General features: G+C 65.1%; 16 protein-coding genes, 3 tRNA genes and 2 pseudogenes. 8 read left to right on the top strand and 13 right to left on the bottom strand.

From position 1 onward, the window contains the following. Position 1 precedes the first annotated feature (1 nt). Positions 2 to 1,777, top strand: a complete 1,776-nt coding sequence (locus ACIBH1_RS32570; RefSeq protein WP_397317800.1) for an ABC transporter ATP-binding protein — start codon at positions 2 to 4, stop codon at positions 1,775 to 1,777. Positions 1,778 to 1,929: 152 nt separating this feature from the next. Further along, positions 1,930 to 2,892 (top strand): LysR family transcriptional regulator, encoded by a 963-nt coding sequence (locus tag ACIBH1_RS32565; RefSeq protein WP_397317799.1) that lies wholly within the window; start codon positions 1,930 to 1,932, stop codon positions 2,890 to 2,892. On the opposite strand, the gene ACIBH1_RS32560 is transcribed toward ACIBH1_RS32565, so the two are convergent. Then, positions 2,789 to 3,751, bottom strand: a complete 963-nt coding sequence (locus tag ACIBH1_RS32560; protein WP_397317798.1) for an AraC family transcriptional regulator — start codon at positions 3,749 to 3,751, stop codon at positions 2,789 to 2,791. The two genes, ACIBH1_RS32565 and ACIBH1_RS32560, sit on opposite strands and share 104 nt — an antisense overlap. Positions 3,752 to 3,827: 76 nt before the next feature. Between ACIBH1_RS32560 and ACIBH1_RS32555 the strand changes: the two genes are divergently transcribed. The 3 genes from ACIBH1_RS32555 to ACIBH1_RS32545 are packed head-to-tail and all read left to right on the top strand — an operon-like array spanning position 3,828 to position 5,732. After that, complete coding sequence (locus tag ACIBH1_RS32555; protein WP_397317797.1) at positions 3,828 to 4,712, top strand: NADP-dependent oxidoreductase; 885 nt, start codon at positions 3,828 to 3,830, stop codon at positions 4,710 to 4,712. 47 nt (positions 4,713 to 4,759) lie between these two features. Further along, positions 4,760 to 5,401, top strand: coding sequence for a hemolysin III family protein (locus tag ACIBH1_RS32550; RefSeq protein ID WP_397317796.1), 642 nt, complete (start codon positions 4,760 to 4,762; stop codon positions 5,399 to 5,401). 22 nt (positions 5,402 to 5,423) lie between these two features. Then, the gene (locus ACIBH1_RS32545) at positions 5,424 to 5,732 is read left to right on the top strand and encodes a hypothetical protein (protein WP_397317795.1); all 309 of its coding nucleotides are present in this window, start codon (positions 5,424 to 5,426) and stop codon (positions 5,730 to 5,732) included. Between the two features lie 220 nt (positions 5,733 to 5,952). On the opposite strand, the gene ACIBH1_RS32540 is transcribed toward ACIBH1_RS32545, so the two are convergent. The 3 genes from ACIBH1_RS32540 to ACIBH1_RS32530 form a co-directional block, all read right to left on the bottom strand. After that, on the bottom strand, positions 5,953 to 6,177 hold the full coding sequence (locus ACIBH1_RS32540) for a helix-turn-helix transcriptional regulator (RefSeq protein WP_397317907.1): 225 nt from the start codon (positions 6,175 to 6,177) through the stop codon (positions 5,953 to 5,955). Positions 6,178 to 6,737: 560 nt separating this feature from the next. After that, a complete protein-coding gene (locus ACIBH1_RS32535) occupies positions 6,738 to 7,001 on the bottom strand; it encodes a hypothetical protein (protein ID WP_397317794.1) in 264 nt (87 codons plus the stop codon). Continuing rightward, positions 7,002 to 7,163 carry a hypothetical protein gene (locus ACIBH1_RS32530; RefSeq protein ID WP_397317793.1) on the bottom strand — a complete coding sequence of 54 codons (162 nt, stop codon included), beginning with the start codon at positions 7,161 to 7,163 and terminating at the stop codon, positions 7,002 to 7,004. It abuts the gene before it with no gap. 98 nt (positions 7,164 to 7,261) lie between these two features. On the opposite strand from ACIBH1_RS32530, the pseudogene ACIBH1_RS32525 reads away from it, so the two are divergent. Beyond that, positions 7,262 to 8,190 (top strand): annotated as a pseudogene (locus ACIBH1_RS32525) (IS5 family transposase). Here the strand turns inward: ACIBH1_RS32525 and ACIBH1_RS32520 are convergent. Together ACIBH1_RS32520 and ACIBH1_RS32515 are read right to left on the bottom strand one after the other, a co-directional pair. Beyond that, positions 8,162 to 9,030 (bottom strand): annotated as a pseudogene (locus ACIBH1_RS32520) (IS5 family transposase). The pseudogenes ACIBH1_RS32525 and ACIBH1_RS32520 overlap by 29 nt on opposite strands. 524 nt (positions 9,031 to 9,554) lie before the next feature. Next, positions 9,555 to 10,043 carry a hypothetical protein gene (locus ACIBH1_RS32515; protein ID WP_397317792.1) on the bottom strand — a complete coding sequence of 163 codons (489 nt, stop codon included), beginning with the start codon at positions 10,041 to 10,043 and terminating at the stop codon, positions 9,555 to 9,557. Positions 10,044 to 10,132: 89 nt separating this feature from the next. Between ACIBH1_RS32515 and ACIBH1_RS32510 the strand changes: the two genes are divergently transcribed. Continuing rightward, entirely contained in the window at positions 10,133 to 10,711 is a 579-nt protein-coding gene (locus ACIBH1_RS32510; RefSeq protein WP_397317791.1) for a hypothetical protein, read from the top strand. A 1,071-nt stretch (positions 10,712 to 11,782) separates the two neighbouring features. On the opposite strand, the gene ACIBH1_RS32505 is transcribed toward ACIBH1_RS32510, so the two are convergent. Then, positions 11,783 to 11,853 (bottom strand) — tRNA-Pro (locus tag ACIBH1_RS32505). A gap of 2 nt (positions 11,854 to 11,855) precedes the next feature. Continuing rightward, positions 11,856 to 11,928 (bottom strand) — tRNA-His (locus tag ACIBH1_RS32500). A 1,380-nt stretch (positions 11,929 to 13,308) separates the two neighbouring features. On the opposite strand from ACIBH1_RS32500, the gene ACIBH1_RS32495 reads away from it, so the two are divergent. Next, positions 13,309 to 13,800, top strand: coding sequence for a hypothetical protein (locus ACIBH1_RS32495; RefSeq protein ID WP_397317790.1), 492 nt, complete (start codon positions 13,309 to 13,311; stop codon positions 13,798 to 13,800). On the opposite strand, the gene ACIBH1_RS32490 is transcribed toward ACIBH1_RS32495, so the two are convergent. From ACIBH1_RS32490 to ACIBH1_RS32470, 5 genes are all read right to left on the bottom strand, one after another. Beyond that, positions 13,797 to 13,869, bottom strand: a tRNA-Asp gene (locus ACIBH1_RS32490). The two genes, ACIBH1_RS32495 and ACIBH1_RS32490, sit on opposite strands and share 4 nt — an antisense overlap. A gap of 59 nt (positions 13,870 to 13,928) precedes the next feature. Beyond that, a complete protein-coding gene (locus ACIBH1_RS32485; protein WP_397317789.1) occupies positions 13,929 to 14,111 on the bottom strand; it encodes a hypothetical protein in 183 nt (60 codons plus the stop codon). A 1,054-nt stretch (positions 14,112 to 15,165) separates the two neighbouring features. Beyond that, on the bottom strand, positions 15,166 to 15,561 hold the full coding sequence (locus ACIBH1_RS32480) for a hypothetical protein (protein WP_397317788.1): 396 nt from the start codon (positions 15,559 to 15,561) through the stop codon (positions 15,166 to 15,168). A 1,263-nt stretch (positions 15,562 to 16,824) separates the two neighbouring features. Continuing rightward, positions 16,825 to 18,084 (bottom strand): PP2C family protein-serine/threonine phosphatase, encoded by a 1,260-nt coding sequence (locus tag ACIBH1_RS32475; protein WP_397317787.1) that lies wholly within the window; start codon positions 18,082 to 18,084, stop codon positions 16,825 to 16,827. Beyond that, positions 18,081 to 18,884, bottom strand: a complete 804-nt coding sequence (locus ACIBH1_RS32470) for an alpha/beta fold hydrolase (RefSeq protein WP_397317786.1) — start codon at positions 18,882 to 18,884, stop codon at positions 18,081 to 18,083. The genes ACIBH1_RS32475 and ACIBH1_RS32470 overlap by 4 nt, the downstream gene beginning before the upstream one ends. Positions 18,885 to 18,915: the final 31 nt, after the last annotated feature.

Here is an 18,915-nt window from a genome sequence, read left to right as displayed (position 1 = left end):
GATGAGCACCACCATCCTTCCGGTCGCCGACCGGGCCCAGGTACGCGCCTACGCGCGGCGGCTGACGCTGAAGTATCCGCGCGAGCTCAGCGGCGCCCTCCTCCTGCACGGCCTGGCCGCCGTCGCGGGCCTGGCCGTGCCGTGGCAGCTCGGCCGCCTGGTCGGGGCCGTCCAGGACGGCGCCGAGATCAACGTCGCCGTCGTCGCGATCGCCATCGGCGCCTTCCTGGCGCTGCAGGCCGTCCTGATCCGCTACGCGACGCTGGCCTCGGCCAGGCTCGGCGAGAAGGTCCTGGCCGAGCTCCGCGAGGAGTTCGTCGACCGGGTGCTGGCCCTGCCGCTGTCGACGGTCGAGCGGGCCGGCTCGGGCGACCTCATCACGCGCACCTCGCGCGACGTCGACTCGCTGTCGCGCACCGTGCGTCACGCTGTGCCCGAGACCCTGATCGCGGTCGTCACCTTCGCCATCAGCCTGGGCGGCGTGGTCCTGGTCGGGCCGCTGCTGGCGGCTCCCATGCTGCTGGCCGCGCCGCTGCTGTGGGTCTCCACGCGCTGGTACCTGAAGCGGGCACGCGACGGCTACCTGCGCGAGGGCGCCGCCTACGCGCAGATGACCGCCGGCCTGGCCGAGACGGTCGAGGGCGCCCGCGCCGTCGAGGCGCTGAGGCTCCAGGAGCGCAGGCACCGCCGCACCGACGACGACATCAGCCGCTCGTGGGCGGCCGAGCGCTACACGCTCGGCCTGCGCACGGTCTGGTTCCCGTGCGTCGACCTGGGCTACGTGATCCCGGTGGTCTCGACGTTGTTCGTCGGCGGCCTGCTGTACGTCAACGGCATGGCCACGATCGAGCAGGTCACCGTCGCGACGCTGCTGGCACAGCAACTCGTCGACCCGCTCGACCGGTTCCTGATGTGGATCGACGAGCTCCAGGTGGGCGCCGCCGCGATGGCGCGCCTGCTCGGCGTCTCCTCGGTGCCCGACGACCGTGCTCCCGGTACGGCCGAGCCGTCCGACGAGATGCTGGCCGCCGCGAACGTGCGCTACGCCTACCGCGAGGGCCGCGACGTCCTGCACGACGTGTCGCTCACGGTCGCGCCGGGCGAGCGCCTGGCCATGGTCGGGCCCTCGGGCGCGGGCAAGTCGACGCTCGGCCGGTTGCTGGCCGGCATCCACGGCCCGCGCTCGGGCGAGGTGACCGTGGGCGGGGTGCCGCTGGTCGAGCTGCCCCTCGACGACCTGCGCGGCCACGTCGCGCTGGTCACCCAGGAGCACCACGTGTTCAAGGGCACCCTGCGCGACAACCTGGTCATCGCCCGGCCGGGCGCCGACGCCGACGAGGTGCTCGACGCCCTGCGCGCGGTCGACGCCCTCGACTGGGTGATGGCCCTGCCCGAGGGGCTCGAGACCGAGGTGGGCTCGGGCGGCGCGACCGTCTCGCCCGCCCAGGCCCAGCAGCTCGCGCTGGCCAGGCTGGTCCTGGCCGACCCGCACACGCTGGTCCTCGACGAGGCGACCTCGCTCATCGACCCGCGGGCGGCGCGCAACCTGGAGCGTTCCCTGGCCGCCGTGCTGGAGGGCCGCACCGTGATCGCCATCGCGCACCGGCTCTACACCGCGCACGATGCCGACCGGGTCGCCGTGGTCGAGGGCGGGCGCATCAGCGAGCTCGGCTCGCACGACGAGCTGGTCGCCGCGGGCGGCTCCTACGCCGCGTTGTGGGACAGCTGGCACGGCACCGCTAACGCGGGTGTGCCCGCCGGTCGTGCGGAATCCTGAGCAGGCAGGGGCAGTCTCCCCGCTTGGGGAGGCCGAGGAAGAGGCGGGCGACTGACGGATTCACTCGGGGGATCATTACCCCAGGGTCTCGCCAGTCGCCTGACCAGGTCCAACACCTGATTTTTCGGGATTAACTCAGATATGTTGTCAATGTGCTCGATCTCCATCCACGGGTGCTCCGGGCGTTCGTCGCGGTCGCGGAGGAACTCCACTTCGGCCGGGCGGCCGCGCGGTTGTTCATCGCGCAGCAGGCGCTCAGCCGCGACATCAGGCGCCTGGAGGAGCAGCTCGGCGTCGCGCTGCTCGTACGCTCGACGCGCAGGGTCTCGCTGACTCCTGCCGGTGCGCGGCTGCTCGACGGCGCCCGCGGGCTGCTGGCCGCCCACGACGAGCTGGTCTCCTCGCTGACCGCCCCGCCACCTCTCCTGGTCGACGTCAACGGGCCTGGCGAGCACCCCATCCTGGCCAGGGCCAGGGAACTGGCCCCGCGGATCGAGTTCCTGGCGCGCTATCACAACGGCCTGGCCTCGGCCGTCACGGCGATGGTGGCAGGGCGGCTCGATATCTCGTTCGGGCGCTTCGCCGGCCTGACCCACGAGCTGCGCGCCAGGGTCTCCCATCAGCCCGTGCGCTTCCACCCGCTCGCCGTGCTGCTCGCCGACGACCACCCGCTGGCCGCGCTGCCCGAGATCCCGCTGTCGGTGCTCGCCTCTCACGACCTCGACGTCCTGGAGGGCAACCCCGCGACCTCCGAGTGGACCGACCTCGGGCGGCGGCTCGCGGCCGAGTTCGGGCTGCGGTTGTCGCGGCCCCACGTGCCGGCCATCGGGCACGACGAGATGGGCCTCTACCTCCGACGCCATCGGGAGGCCGTGCTGGCCGGCGTCGACCTCGACGGCGTGCCGGGCGCGGTGACGCGCCCGCTGGTCGAGCCGGTGCCGCTGGCATTGATCAGCCTCGTCCACCTGAAGGAGCTGCGGCACCCCGGCCTCGACGCCCTGCTCGCCGTCGCTACGCCTGACCTGCGGCGCCCTCCTGGCTCGTGGCTTCCTGCCGAGGACGAGGAACTGATGAGCGGCGATAGCGGCCGGGCGGCTGGCCGTACTCCCGCTTGAAGGCGTTGGCGAAGGCGAACTCCGAGCCGTAGCCGACGCGGGCGGAGACCTCGCTCAGCGGCGCGTCGGACTCGCGCAGCAGCCGGGCGGCGGTGGTCATCCGCCACCAGGTCAGGTAGGCGAGGGGCGGGCGGCCGACCAGGGCGGTGAACCGCTGGGCGAAGGCGGCCCTGGAGAGCCTGGCCCGGTCGGCGAGCGTGCGCACGGTCCACGGGTGCTCGGGCGCCTCGTGGACGGCCTGCAGGGCGGCCCCGATCGCCGGGTCGCCGAGCGCCCTGGCCCACGTGGAGCGGCTCGGCTCGGTGAGCCAGGCGCGCAGCAGGTAGACCAGCATCGTGTCGAGCAGGGCGAGCACGACGGTGTCGGCGCCCGGCCCAGGGCTGTCGGCCTCGGCGGCGAGCAACTCGATCGCGGCCCTGAGCCGGGGATGGTGGCCGAGCCTGGCGGGCAGGTGGATGTGGCTGGGCAGGTCTCGCAGGAGCGGGTGCGCGCGGCCGGGATCCAGCCCGTAGCCGCCGCACAGGGTGACGGTCGCCCGGCCGGTCGTGCCGATGGAGTCGCGCACGAACAGCTCGCTGTCCTGGAGCGGGTCGCAGCGCGGGTCGGCCAGGTCGCGGTCGGGGGAGTCGGCCAGCGCGTAGGAGTGGCCGTGCGGGAAGAACAGCACGTCGCCGACGTTCAGCGCCACCGGCTCGTGGTCCGGCCTGATCAGCCAGCAGGAACCCTGGAGGATGATCTGGAATCCGGCGCTCCCCCTGACCTCGGGGAAACGCTGCCCCCAGGGGGCGTGCCAGGTCACCGTCGCCGAGCTCGGGCGGCCGGAGCGCACGCTGGCGAGCACGTCGCTGAGGATGTCCATGCTCCAAGACTATGACGTATGAATGCCATACCTTCACGCATTCATCGTCTTGATCCCAGCTCGTAGGTTGGGTCGCATGATGAAAGCAGCACGTTTCCACGAGTACGGCGGCGCCGACGTGATCAGGGTCGAGCCCGTCCCTGTGCCCGAGCCGGGGGCCGGCGAGGTGCTGGTCAGGATCGCGGCCACCTCGTTCAACCCCTCCGACACCGCTTTGCGGGCCGGGCGGCTGCGGGAGGTGCTTCCGCTGTCCCTGCCCTACATCCCGGGCTGGGACGTAGCGGGCACCGTCGTGACCGGCGCCGGGCGATGGAAGGCCGGTGACCGGGTGATGGGACGGTCCGACGCGGGCGGCGCCGCGGCCGAGTTCGCCGCCGTGCCCGCGACGGTGCTGGTCGAGGCGACGGGCTTCCCCGACCTGGCCACCGCGGCCGCCGTCCCGGTGGCCGGGCTCACGGCCTGGCAGGCCGTGATCGAGCACGGCAAGGTGACGGCGGGGCAGCGCGTGCTGATCAACGGTGCGGGCGGCGGGGTCGGCGGGTTCGCGGTGCAGCTCGCCAAGCTCGCCGGGGCCACGGTGATCGCCACGGCGTCGCCCCGCAGCGCGGCCACCGTCGCCGACCTGGGCGCGGACGAGGTCGTCGACTACACTCGCTCGACACTGCCGGCGGGCATGGACGCGGTGATCAACCTCGCTCCCATCGGTCCCGAGGAGGCCGCGGTCCTTGCCACGCTCGTGAGGCCGGGCGGCACGGGGGTCTCCGTCGCCGCGCCCGTTCAGGGGTTCTTCTCCTTCTCCGCGCGCAACGACCCCGGTCAGGTGGCCGAGCTGGACGCGCTGGCGGCCAAGGGGGAGCTGCGGGTCGACGTGACGGAGACCGTGCCGCTGGACGGGCTGGCCGACCTCCACCGGCGCAGCGAGGCGGGACTCACCCGCGGCAAGGTGCTCATCGCGGTGTGACGAGGCCAACAACCTACGCGAACGTAAGTTACGGTAGCGTAGGTTGCATGACGGTCCTGGAGAAGCCGCGACTGCGCGGCTGGTTGCACGCCGGAGCCCTGCCCGCGGCACTGGTGGCGGGATTCGTGCTGGTCGCCCTCGGGCCCACCGTGGAAGCGCGGCTCGCGGCCACCGTCTACGCGATCACCTCCGGCCTGCTCTTCGGCGTCTCGGCCACCTACCACCGGGGCCGGCTGTCGCCCCGCGTCGCCGAGATCCTGCGGCGGTTCGACCACGCCAACATCTACCTCATCATCGCGGGCACCTACACCCCGTTCGCGCTGCTCGCCCTCGACGGGCCGCCGCGGGTGCTGGTGCTCGTGGTGATCTGGACGGGCGCCCTGGCGGGCGTGCTGTTCAAGGTCTGCTGGAAGGGCGCGCCGCGATGGTTGTCGACCGCGCTCTACATCGCGCTCGGCTGGGTCGCCGCGTTCGTGCTGCCGCAACTCATGGACGGCGCGGGGGTGGCGGCGCTGGTGCTCGTCATCGTGGGCGGGGTGCTCTACACGGCGGGCGGCATCGTCTACGGGGTGCGCAGGCCCGATCCGTCGCCCAAGTGGTTCGGCTTCCACGAGGTGTTCCACGCGTTCACCGTGGTGGCCTACATCGTGCAGTACGTGGCGGTGTCAATGGTCGTTCTTGCACATTGAGGGTCCGTGGCAGACTCCCCGCATGCATCATCCCAGCTTGGGAGGCCTGACTAGGCCTCACCCTCGTGTCGAACAAGTCCTCAGACTCAGCTACGAATTGGCTGCACTGCGGGAGGCGGCCACGAGGGTACGCAAGGACCTCATCGCCATCACAGAGTCCTCGGACGAGGCTGAGATGCAAGAGCTGGCGACTGCGCTCGATGGTCCCCGGGATGTGGTCGAAGCGATGCGGTGCGGGGTCGATTCTGTTGCGCTCCTAGACGCGCTGAAAGCGGCGGAATTCCAGGTGAACCTTCCGATGGAGGGCATTGTTGGAATTGCAGAAGCGTGAGCTGCTCACGGGTCGGATGCTTGGCGTGTTATCGCTCGTTGCCTTGTCCGGCTCGACGAAAGCGTGCCTTTGGACGGTCCTGCATGGGGGGATGCGACACCCCAGGACCGCGTCACATTCGCCCGTGGGGCCGCGTACGCCCGGTCTCTGATCGAGGGATGAAGAAAGAACGACAGGCCCCCAGATCACCGGCTGGGGCCTAGCCTGAAGACGTTTACACTCAGCTCGCGCGGTTCACGTGTGGCTGAGGCGTCGGAGACACGATGCCGAGATGGCGCACGCTCCAACCCAGCTGAAAGCGGCTATCAGCCTTCAGCAGATCCATGATGACGCTCACATCGCGGCGCACCGTGCGTACGCTCATTCCGAGCAAGCGAGCGATTTGCTCATCTTTGTAGCCCCGCGCCAGAAGGCTGAGAAGCTCCTGCTTGGCGGACGAGAGCAGGGGGGGTGAGCCTTAGAGTTGCGCTGTTTCCGAAGGGGCACCCCGTCCTTCAGAAGGAAGGAAGCTGCGTCTTCTCGGACGCGAAACCACTCGTTGACGAGCATGTTGAGGACCGTTCCACGCTCCACCACCAGACATGTCTCGTCGTATGACGGGTGGGTGTTGGGGAACTCGGTGACCATGGCCACGCGACGGTCGACGATGATGAGTCGCTTTCGAGTCCCGCGCAAACCAGACCTGACTTCCCCGGCTCATGGTCCACTCAATGCGCTTCAGAACATCGGGCGCTTCGAGAAGCGGCTCACCCGCGATGATCTTGAACTCTACGCCCCTGTCTAGGGCCGCTTCATCTACGGGGTCGCGATAGTCGGCGAGACCCTGGAACGGTGCAACGATGAAGGACAGAACCTCCTCTTGTGCCTGGCCGATGAGGTCGTGGTAACTGCTACGGATTTGTTCTCGATTGTCGAGCAGCTCGATCGTGTGCCTTCCGGCGCGCGCCGACAGCTGCGTATTGCCTGTACAGCGCCTCTAGGCGGTCGCTTTCGGCCTCGGCGGCATCAGCCGTGGCTCTGAGGTTGCGAACTGCTGGGCCGAAGGCTCGCTTCGGGCGAACGGCGCGCACGGGTTGCGCCGTAAATCTTGCTAGCCGACCTGAGTGCCTGAATGGCTTCGGTGGCAGCGGGTCCGAACTGCTCCACGAGAGCATCGGTGGGAGTCGGGCCGTTTAGTTCAACGGCTTCGGACATCGGCTTGTCGCGGTTTGTAGCGAACTCGAAGATGCGATCCTCGCCGTACTCGACGGCCCACTGGCCGATCGTCATCTACCAGTAGCAGGGGTCGGCACAGAGCCACTCGACCCTGTACTTCTTCATCAGCTCGTGGAGCCGGACATCGACGGCTAATGCGTCGACCTCCCACTCCTCTGCGCCTTTGGGCCTCTCCCGGAGGCCGGCCAGGAAGTGCTTGCCGTCTCTGAGTCGCACGCCTACCAGGGCGGTTGAGTCCCACCGGACGGAGCCGCCGAAGCCTAGGGCGTGTTTTGCAGATCTTGATCTAGAGGGTGTGGCTTGATGGTGTCATGGTGCGCCGTCATGAACTCACCGATGCCGCTTGGGCCCGGATCGAGCCGTTACTCCCGGCCGATCCCGGCCGAGGCGGCCGCTGGCGAGACCATCGCCAGGTCATCAATGGCATCGTGTGGAAGATCCGCACCGGCGCCGACTGGCGTGACGTGCCCGAACGCTACGGCCCCTGGCAAACCCTCTACCAGCGCTTCCGCCGCTGGTCAGCCGATGGCACCTGGGATCGGCTGCTGGCCGAGATTCAGGTGCACGACGACGCGATCGGCCGTCTCGACTGGAGCGTGACCGTGGTCGATTCCACCATCGTGCGGGCTCACCAGCACGCCGCGGGCGCTCGAAAAGGGGGAGCCAGGTAGGGACGAACCCGCACCAACCGGCCGCACCAACCGGCCACCCCGGCCCGGCCGTCCAAGCTCTCGGACGCTCCCGAGGTGGACTGACCACCAAGATTCATCTGGCCTGCGACGGCCGCGGCCTGCCCCTGACCTTCGTGATCACCGCCGGGAACATCAACGACTGCACCCGGCTTGTGGACGTCATCGACGCCGTCCGCGTTGCCCGGCGTGGAACGGGCCGTCCTCGGACCCGCCCCGGCCACGTGATCGCCGACAAGGGCTACTCCACCGGTACCATTCGCGCCTACCTGCGTCGGCGTGGCATCGGCCACACCATCCCCGAGCGCAGCGATCAGCTAGCGGCCCGTGCCCGACGAGGTCACCGCCGCTGCGGCTTCGACCGTGAGGTCTACAAGCGCCGCAACCTCGTCGAGCGCTGCTTCAACCAGCTCAAACGCTTCCGCGGTTTGGCCACCCGCTACGACAAGCTCGCCGCCCACTACCGGAGCGTGGTCACGATCGTCAGCCTGATCCTCTGGCTCAATCACGATCCACAAACACGCCCTAGAGCGTGTCCGGTAGATCAGTGTTGATCCATAGCAAGGTGCTGATCAAGGTGATGGCTGCCTGGTAGTTACGGGCGAGTTTGTCGTAGCGGGTGGCGATGCCGCGCCATTGCTTGAGCTTGCCGAAGCAGCGTTCGACGACGTTGCGCTGGCGGTAGGCGACCGGGTCGAAGACGGGCGGACGACCGCCGCGGCTGCCTCGTCGTTGCCGTCCGGCCTGCTGGTCGGCGCGTTCGGGGATGGTGGCCTTGACCTTTCGGGATCTCAGGTGGCCGCGGATCGCGCGGGAGCTGTAGGCCTTGTCGGCGATGACCCGGTCGGGCCGGGTGCGAGGGCGTCCGGCACCGGCCCGGGCGACAGTGATCTTCTCCATCACCTGGGTGAAGACGGTGCAGTCGTTGACGTTGCCGGCGGTGATGAGCACCGCCAGGGGCAGGCCGCGTCCGTCGGTGGCCAGGTGCAGCTTGCTGGTCAGCCCGCCGCGGGACCGTCCGAGCGCCTGATTCGTCCCGCAGGGTTCCCCCTTTTGCGCGCGCCGGCGGCGTGCTGGTGAGCGCGCACGATGGTGGAGTCCACGCTGATCGTCCAATCCAGCCGTCCGACGGCGTCGTCGTGCACCTGCACGTGCTGGAGCAGGTCGTCGAAGGTGCCGTCGGCCGCCCAGCGCCGGTAGCGCTCGTAGACGCTCTTCCAGTTGCCGTACCGCTCGGGCAGGTCCCGCCACGGGGCGCCGGTGGCCAGCTTCCACAAGATCCCGTTCAAGACCGTCCGATGATCCAGCCACCGTCTACCCTGTACCGGCTGAGCCGGCAACAGCGGCTCGATCCGCGCCCACGCGGCATCGGTCAGCTCATGACGACGGACCATGCCATCATCACAACCCAACCAGGTGATCGACCTCAGCCGAACGCCAAGATCTAAAGGACACGGCCTAGGGCGATCTGGTCGCCCGGATTGATCGGGTCCAAGTCGTTATCGGAGCGGCATGCATCCCAAACGTGGCGTTCGATCCATGAGTCCGCCGTCTGGCGGATATTGTTGAGGTAGAAGCGGTAAGCAACGGCCTCAGGTGTTCGCGGGTCGAGGATGGCCGTGATGAGGCCATCCAGGTCCAGCCAGGACGAATCTGCGTAGCCTCCGTGAGGCCAGCCCTGAGGGAATCGAAATTCTTGAGATCGACGTTGGCGACGGACTCAACGCAGTCGTAGAGGATGCTCTCCGTACCACCCAGAACGGCCTCGTGCGTGCGCTGAGCAACAGAGTTCTCAGTGGGGTTGTACGTGTTCGTTGTCTCGACAAGGCGGCTGCCGGAGCCTGAGGTCTTACGGACGTTACGGTCGAGCGTCTCGAAGACGTAGATGCCTGAGTGCGACTCGATCCATTGGTGCGTCTCATCGCAGACCACGAAGGTGGGCTTGGCGCGTTTCCAATCCACGACTGGGCGAGGTGACGGGCTCGATACGACCGGGCTTGCCGTTGGCAAACTGGATGAGACCCTTGCCGATCTCGATCTGATACTCGCGCTCCGCGGGCGACTCAGCGAGCATGCCGCGAATCATGTCTCTGGTGTTCTGCGTCTGATCGATCGAGGTTGCAGCGATCTGCACAAGCGGGAGCGGGACGCGCTTGCCTATGGACCGGCCACACTCATCCCAGCGGGAGAACCGCGCGGGACCGATGAACTCGATGATGCAGATTGCCGCCAGGAGCGGCGTCTTGCCCCACCCCTTGCTGCGTCTAAGAGCAGCAGCCGAGTACAGCCACTTGCCCCGATCGTCGATGGCGTTGAGCCAGAGATTGAAGCGCTTCTGTTCGGTGGTGAACCGCCATGGCTCTCCAGCGGACTCGCCGTCTGGCTGGAGGACGTGAGTCTCAGCCAACGAAGGATCTGGTATCCCAGCGAACGATTTGGAGAGGGGACACCTTGGGGAGGTTGCCTGCCTGCAACAGGGCATCACCTTCGGCCGTTATGAAGTTGAAGAGCAAGTCAGCGCTGGACGGGAGCGTCACGCACTACGCTCTGGGAGGTGTGACGGACATTCCGCAGATGAGCGCGGACCAAAGAGGGCTACGCCTCGTTCTTCCCGTAGCGTGGCAGCTCAGCGCGCATTCTCATGAGGATCCGGACCCCGACTCACGCTTCCCGTATCTCGCAGACTTACTTCTCATCTTGAGCCACGTGGATACATTCATTGGTGTGCTGGACGCCGCGCACTTCGTTCGGGTGCGGCTCTACCAGCTCCCCTTCGACGACCCGCGCTTCAGCGGGTATGTCAGGCAGCTTGAGCAGCGATCATCGCGGGTCTCTCGGGTTCGTAGGATCGCTATGAATTCGCCCTTAGTGGTGGATCTACTTATCGCTGGCATTAGCAGCGCTGGCGTCGCAACTGCTGCCGCGTATATCTTCAAGAACCCGGACAAAATTGGCTCATGGTTTCCGAGTCTGCAAACCGCCTGGTACAACGGACGTGTCGAGGCGGAGAAGGCGAAGCAGGCGTATGAAGAACTTCTCCGCGCGAGAGCCGAACTGCGCGAGCTGGAACCCTGATCACGCCCCGCCGAGTGACTTGAACAGCTCCATATCCACGACGTTCTCAGCCTCGGCGACAACACGTGCCGTTTCTTCTTTCTTCTTCGCCTCGGCGTCGATGCGCATACGAAGGGACTGGCGGTCGCGCCCAGGCGCTCCTCGTTCAGGCGTATCTCGGCCAGAAGCTTGAGATCACCCTGCCGATAGGCCTCGACCATGGGATCGGGCATCTGGAGTCGCTCCCAATCGGTAGGTAGGAAGGCTTCGGCCTGAGGGCTCTCAACCCAGGTGTCCCACCAGCGGTGGGTTGCCGCGCTGTACTTGGCTCGTTTGAAGAGCTTGGGGGCATCGGGGGGAGGGGGCTCCCAAGACCTCTACTGATTCCTGTACGTTCCGCCTGACGGCGTTGTCCTTGGGTGCTGGTCCACTACCAGCCATGGCATCACCTACGTTCCAAACCGAACATGTGTTCGGTATGGTGGCCCACATGGATGGAGTTCCGCTCTTGCCGCCCGTCCTCGACTACCGGGGGTCTGACATAGTTCCTGCACGTCGTGATCACCACGGGCGGGCATCAGGAAGCGATCATTTACGACCCAGGCACACGCCCATCGCGGCCGTTGAGACCGAACATTATGTGAGGCAGGAGCGTGTGTCCGCCTCAGAGTTGACCAAGGTCGATGGGCAGGACTGCGCCAACGTGACCAAGCTGAAGACGGTCAACGGTCAGCTCTTGCCTGATCGTGAACAGTAGATAGTCAGGCCAGCGAACGCGGCCAGTACCCCCCAACTCGAACCGGGAACCTTCTGTTCCAATGACAGACGCCTCTGTCATTGGGCTAAAGCGGCATTAGTCTGCTTTTGAAATATCTGAAACCTGCATTGCTAAACATTGACCATTTCTAAGTGAGTTAATATAATGGTTGATATTGATAGCGAAAGAGGTGATGACATGTCGAAAGACCGATGGGGCGAATGGCTGCTAGTGGCAGCTAAAGCTTTTCTTCTATTGATTGAATGGATTTCGAAGTTCTTTGATTGACTAGTCCGGCGTAAGGGGTCGAGGCACTCCGGCCCCTTAGTGGGAGGTGCGGAATGAGGGAATCGAACCCCCAGCGCCTGGCCCCAAACCAGCCGTGATACCAGTTCACCAATTCCACGGGGTGACCGAAGGGACTTGAACCCTCGCCGTACCGGGATCACAACCCGGTGCTCTACCGCTGAGCTACGGTCACAGCACACCCCCAGGAGTCGCACCCGGACCCCACCGCTTTGGATGCGGTTGCTTCACCAATTGAGCTAGGGGCATATGTTCTGCCTCTGGCGAAGCCTTGTGGCTGGGCTGTCCACTCGCCAGATGGGTTTGTAGAGCTACGCACTCGCCACGTAGACAGTGGCCACGGCGGTACCGCTCATGCTGGTGACGCGTGCCCGCACATAGCGCAGACAGCCCTCCAAGTGAAGCAGACGACTACCGATGTTGCTTGCCAGCTGGCCGAGCTGCTGCCAGCTCCCGCCATCCAACGAGCCGTCCAGGGCGGCGTAGAAGGGGGCATGTGGAATGCCCGAGTACGACCTGCATGGTGTGACGGGCGTACACGCCTTCAAGTTCGCGAACGTCGCCAACGGTGTTCGTGGTTGCGGCATCGACAGAAGCAAATGGCAGTATGGATCGCCAGTCATTGTGACGTAGTGGCAGGGGTGGGATTTGAACCCACGATCTCAGGGCCTATGAAACCCGCAAGGATGACCCAACCTGTCCACTCTGCGAAGTTACGTATTGTGCTTGACGTGACACAATGAGATGCTTACCGTGAGGTATGGCCCAACCGGCACAACAGCCCAGCAAGTTAAAGACCTGGACAGAGCGCCTGGCTCTTGTGTCCGCAATTGTGGCGATCTTGGGTTTAACGGTGTCAGGAGTTATTGGCACGGCGTGGCAGGCGGTCTGGAATTACTTCGATCCACCCCCACCGTTAAAAACGCATCTGGTTCCGTATGATCCTTGGCTTGCGCCGGACGCAGAGAAGCAGGCGAAGGTGGCCAAGTATGATAGGCAAAGTAGATGTCAGGGATGGAGCATACGTCCGTGGGGAGGAACGCGTAGGTGCTTCATAGACGACGGGGTCTACGATGACTGTTTCCCTGAGCCGGATTGGATCAGGGATAGTTTCGATTCTAGTTTAGTTGCCTGCGTCACCTGGCCTGATCGGCACCCGGTCTATCGGCGCATTGCACATTTCGAAGACTGGGACACCTCGCGAAAGCCCAAGAACGTTTATACGCCAGCGGCTGCGTGGATGATTCGACTCCATAAGTCTGTGGACGTGTGCGCTCGCCATTCGGGAACGAGCTTGGGCGTTGCAGGCGTGCGGACAATCATGTCTTGCAGAAATCGAGGATTTGTTATCGGAATCGTCAAAGAGGACCGGCTCTGGTATGCAGAGTACTTGAAAAAGGGGCAGGCCGAAATCAGGCGCGTTGAAATTGAGACCGTCTGGTTCTAATTAGGAGCTTGCTGACGCGCCTGGACTCGAACCAGGATCTCAGCTTTGATCCAGTCCGGTTTGTTGCACCCTGCGCGCAGACTCCACTGGAGGCGTACTCTGGCAGCTATGGCGGGCGAGGGCACCAGCCTCTTTGAGGCCTGGGGAGCGTGGGCTGACGGCGTTGACATCCGTCAACGAGTGCTGTGGGGAATGCAGATCTTCTGGTGGGCTCGCTTGTCCAAGACAGCCGCATTCTTGGCCGCATCAATTATCGTTTTCGATATAATTGGCCGAAAGCGACTAGAGCAATTCCTGGCGAGATGGCGTCAAGAAGCGTCTAAAGTTGCAGCTGGGCTATGGACAAGTGCTTGGATTGCTTGCCTACAGGCCTTCTTTTTGTTTGCCGACCTCGGAATTTGGGAAAGCGAGTCTAATTGGTGGCTTGGCGTGGTTGCCGTCCTCAGCCTGATCTACGGCTGCATCCGCCTGGATGGTAGGCCCGGAATCATGCGTCGGTACCTCTGGTTGGCCGAGCATGACAATCTTATCTTGATTGCTAGAATTGTAGCCTTCGTGCTTATTGCACTAGCCTTCCACTTCGACTTCCTTGCAAGCTGACGCGCCTGGACTCGAACCAGGGACCAGTGGATTGACAATCCGCTGCGCTGCCGACTGAGCTACGCGTCAGGACGGCCATTAGGCCGCTGAGGCTTCGATTAGTAGTTGCCGCTCTCGCACGACTCGTCCTAGGTGACGTAGACGTTGTTGATGTAGAGAAGCACTTCCTCACGCCAGGGCTGGTTGCAAGCGGGATTCAAGGCGATAGCGGTTGCGGTGCATTTCACGCGGCTGTCATAGGGAAGCGAGCAAGTCTTGGTCGCGGAAGCAACGTAGGTGCCATCCCGCGTGATGCGGGTCTCCACCTTCATGGTCTCCCCACCAGGAACTTTCCCGGAGCATGTAACAGACTCCGCGGCCACGTAGGAGTACGGAGTTTCTACGTCGGCGCCAGTCAGTTGGCCGGCTCTGGTTGCGGGGTGAGTATCTCCAAGGCTCCCGCTTGTGCTTCTCGCACTTGCCCTCGGAAGTTGCCGTCAGGCGGCAGTTGGATTCGGAGCAGATGGACTTCGCTCGTGGCAAGCAACCTCCTGAGATATGTGCTGGCACATCCTCCCGCCCAGCATTGCCCAGCCCGGATCGGCGGCGGCGAGAGGAGGAACCGCCTAGCTGGATAGCCCACGTTGACGGGAGTAGCCGGATGTTCGGGGTTTCGTGGTGACCGGGACGTAGAGGTCCCGGCCAACTTCTTTCTTCATCTGGCTGCCCCGTGCAACCTCGATGTCGGATGAATACACGGAATGGAGATTGAGCTAGCTACCCCTTTAGCGGATCAGCCATGGCGCCGATCCTCTACATAACAAAAGCTAGCCTCCAAGGGCTCGCTTTCAGGTATAGTCTCTGTAACCCCTATGGCTTTAATGCCTTCGGGTTTACAGCCTTCAGGGGCTGGAACCCATCCCCTCCTGTAGGTTCTCCTTCCCATGGGGTGTTAGAAGTGTGAACATCTCCGATCGCCCACCCCTCGGCCAGGGTAACGATTCTATACAGGGCTATTGCCCTCTGTGTGGGGCACCGGCTCCTGGACCATGCCCGCTAGCCTGCCCGTTCCAGTAGAGCCGCCCGTAAGTGTCCACCGTGAGTATGGCTCGTCTCTGGGAGTTGGTCAGGGCAATCAGTATCCAGATGGGCACCCACAAACCACAGGTGAAGAGCGAGACCAGCACATGAAGTACGTGGTTAGGGTTCTGGCCTCCAACGAGCACAGCGGCATAGGGGATGTGGGACTCCACCCGCCATCCATCCGCGACCGCGCGGGCAACTGCTATAGCAAGGTCATGCTGAGGCCCCGTGGGGGGTGATACGGCATCATGCGGACCTCCCGGACATAGTTCGCCCCGCCACTGGGGCGGGGCTGATTGGACGCTAAGTTCCGCCAATCTCGGATGTCAAGCGCTCGCTGTTGCGGGCGTGCTGAGCAACGCCTACGAGCGCCTCCACCTCTCCGAAGTCGATCTGAAACCTCGGCGGCCCCTCGCGTTTGTCGTAAATTATGCGGATGCCCAGTTCGCAGAGAAAGGCGTTCTGCTGTCTGACGTCGCAGGCCTGCCAGTACTCTCCGACCGTCTGGCCCATGGAGATGACCCTGTATCCGTTTCCCTGCGATTTCTGTTCCAGGATTAGCTTCCTGCGACGCTCTTGGTAGCCCTCAATGCGCTCACGGAAGAAGTCTTCATCGTCATTGTGCACTCCAGCGAGGAACTCATCGTCTAACCGCTTGATGAGCGCCGCCAGGCGTCTGAGCTCAGGCCGATGATCCACGATTGCCTGATACTCCTTCTTGAATCGGGGAACGTCAGCAAAGATATCCCACTCGTATCCAAGATCACGGAGTGGCAGATTCAGGACGGAGTCGACTAGGTGACCTTCGATGATGGAAGCGGCGATCCCTGGGTTTGCACAATCCGTCTGGCGTACAAAGCGCGCTGTACAGCTGTAGCGGTGATCCCCTGCCTCGTCTCCGCCTCCGCGTCTAACGGTACTGCCGCAGATGCAAACGACTACCTTTCGCAGGAGCGACGTGTTCGTTGGCTAAGGTGTGCCATGTCGCTTTCTCCGCTTGAGTGCTGCTTGGAGCGAGTCTCGGGTGTCACTGTCAATCAACGGCGGCCTTGGGCAAAGGGGTTTGCCATCGTCGTCCAAGACGACTCGCCCCTAATCGGCAATCTCGCCGATTAGTTGTTGAGAGGTTAGCGCGAGTTTGACCGCCCGATCCGTCCAGCCCCATGCGCTGTCTTCGCGGTCAGGGTTCTGGGGCCTGTAATGGTGGGAGCGCCAAGTTGCGTCAGCTTCTTTGCGATTGCGCCGTAGCCGTATCCATCGATTGCTCGTTGAACCATGTCCAGCAGGATGGGTACGTGATCCGAGTCCCATGCCACTCGTCCTCCGCCAAGGTCCTTCAGCCCAATCCAATTCGGCCACCAGCCCAGTGGCCGTTTCGAGGCATTGTTTGGCGGTTGTCGATGGACCGCTCTTGGAACTTAATTCATTTCTGTCCCGCAATCATGGCTCGGATGCTGATCTGCATCTGATCGGCAGGGTCCGAAAAATCAGTGCCTTCTGAAGAAAGCGCATCCCTTGTTGATTCGCTTGAAATAGCTCCAGAAGACGTGCGTATCTGCCTGATTTCTCGAAAAGCGGTCCTGCTCGTAGGCCGCCAGCGAATCGAGCGCATCCATGCGGTGTTCTAACCACTCGCCGACTTGTTCCCGGTCGAATGGATTCTTGTGGCCGGAGACGTTGAGACCGACAGCCCATCCGACAATCTAAATTGGCTTGGTGTGCCGCGCGGCCCAGTCCTCAATCGCTGCGCGTTGGACGGCTTCGCTGACGTCTTTGGTCTTTGCCTTGCGTGACTGTCTGATCGCTCCGAGTACTCGGATTGGATCGCCTTGCATCGCGATCTCCATGGCGTGGAATCGCACCGAACGTCCCGTTTGTGCGGAATCCCTTTAGCTCTCGGGCGTCCCTCGCGGGGAGCCGCAGCCATGATGCAAGTACGACCTTGGCGGTCAGCTTCGTCGTCTACTCGGCCGCCTGAGCCTCCGGGAACGGGCGACGGCCCGGCTCCGAAACCCCCAGGACCAGCAGGGCGGTGTCGTCGTCGAGACCGTCGCCGAAGCTCTTCAGCAACCCGGTCATCGCCTCCACCAGGCGCCGCGGCGACGAGCCCGCTCGCCTGGCCACGAACGTGCGCAGCGCCTCGTCGCCGTAGAGCGTGGTGCGGTCGGAGCCGGTGCGGGCCTCGGTGATGCCGTCGGTGTAGAGCACCAGGCTGTCGCCGGGGCCCAGGATCGTGGTGGCCGCCGTGAAAAGCGGCTCTGGCAGCAGGCCGACCAGCATCCCGCCCGGCGTGGGCAGGAAGTCGCAGGAGCCGTCGGCGCGCGCCACGAGCGCCGGCGGGTGGCCGCCCGCCGCCAGGTGAACGGTCACAATCCCGGCGTCGGGATCCGGTTCGAGCACCCCGAAGACGGCCGTGCAGTAGCGCGGGTCGTCGTGGCTGTAGCGCTCGAGCAGCGCGGTGTTGAGCGTGGCCAGGGCCGAGACGGGGTCCGGGTCGTGCAGGGCCGCGGCGCGCAGCGTGTAGCGGGTCAGCGACGTCAAGGCCGCCGCCTGCGGGCCCTTGCCGCACACGTCGCCGAGGAAGAACGCCCAGCGTTTGCCGTCGATGGCGAACACGTCGTAGAAATCGCCGCCCAGCTGGTCGGGAGAGGCGGCGTGGTAGTACGCGGCCGCCTCCATGCCCGGCACCTCGGGCAGCGAGTCGGGCAGCAGGCTGCGCTGCAGCACCGCGAGGGCGTCCTGGAGCCTGGCCCGGTCGGCGATGGCGTGCCTGGCCGACTCCTCGGCGTCCCTGCGGGCGCGCAGCAGCTCCTCCTCGTAGGCGCGGCGCTCGCGGGCGTCGAAGACCGTCGTGCGGACGAGCAGCGGCTCGCCCGCCTCGCCGTACCTGAGAGCCGACGAGGCCAGCACGGGCATGCGCTCGCCGCCCGCGGCCCGCAGCTCCAGCGCGATGCCGTTGATCGTGCCCTGCATGCGCAGCAGCGGCGCGAAGTGCGTCTCGTGGTAGAGCCTGCCGCCGACGGTGAGCAGCTCGGAGAAGCGCATGCGGCCCACCACCGCCTCGCGCTCCAGCCCGAGCCAGCCGAGCAGCGTCGCGTTGATCTTGGCGATCGTGCCGTCCATCATCGTCGACAGGTAGCCGCACGGGGCGTTCTCGTAGAGCTCCTCCGCGCTGTCCTCGAGCAGCTCGACGAACGCCGGATCGGTCGCCGGACCCGTCACCGCAGGTCCGCCAGGAACGCGGTGATCGCCTCGTTGGTGGCCTCGGGCGCCGACAGGTGCGGGCAGTGCCCGGTCGCCTCCAGGGTGACCAGCTTCGAGCCGGGGACGTGGGCGTGCACGAAGGCGCCCACCTCGCGCGGGGCGATCACGTCGTGGGTGCACTCCAGCACCAACGTGGGCACCGAGACCGACTTGAGGTCGTCGCGGGAGTCGGACAGGAACGTGGTCCGGGCGAAGACCCTGGCCATCGCGGGATCGGTGGAGCAGAAGCTGCTGGTGAGCTCCTGGCCGAGCTCGGGGCGGTCGGGATTGCCCATGATCACCGGGGCCATCGTGGCCGACCAGCCCAGGTAGTTGGACTCCAGGGAGACGAGCAGCTCGTCGATGTCGTCGAGGCTGAAGCCGCCGCGGTAACCCTCGTCGTCGATGTAGCGAGGGGAGGGGGCGACCATGACCAGCGCGCCGATCCGCTCGGGAGCCAGCCGCGCGGCCAGGACCCCGACCATGGCGCTCACCGAGTGCCCGACGAACACCGCGTCACGCAGGTCGAGCGCCTCGCACACCTCCGTCACGTCGCGCGCGTAGCCGTCGAGGGTGCTGTAACGCTCCTCGTCGAAGGCCGACAACTCCGAGCGGCCGCAACCGACGTAGTCGAACAGGACCACGCGGTAGGAAGCGGTCAGCGCGGGCAGCGTCAGGCGCCACATGTTCTGGTCGCAGCCGAACCCGTGGGCGAGCACCACCGCACGGCCGGCCGGGTTTCCGGTGACCGTGACGTGGTTCCTACGCAGGACGTCCATGCTCACACCCTATGTACATTCGTGTCGGGAT

Source organism: Nonomuraea sp. NPDC050663, from assembly GCF_044456985.1.
In the GTDB taxonomy this organism is placed as follows: domain Bacteria; phylum Actinomycetota; class Actinomycetes; order Streptosporangiales; family Streptosporangiaceae; genus Nonomuraea.
Note: the sequence above shows the minus strand (reverse complement) of the source record. Positions and strands in the feature narration are given on the sequence as shown.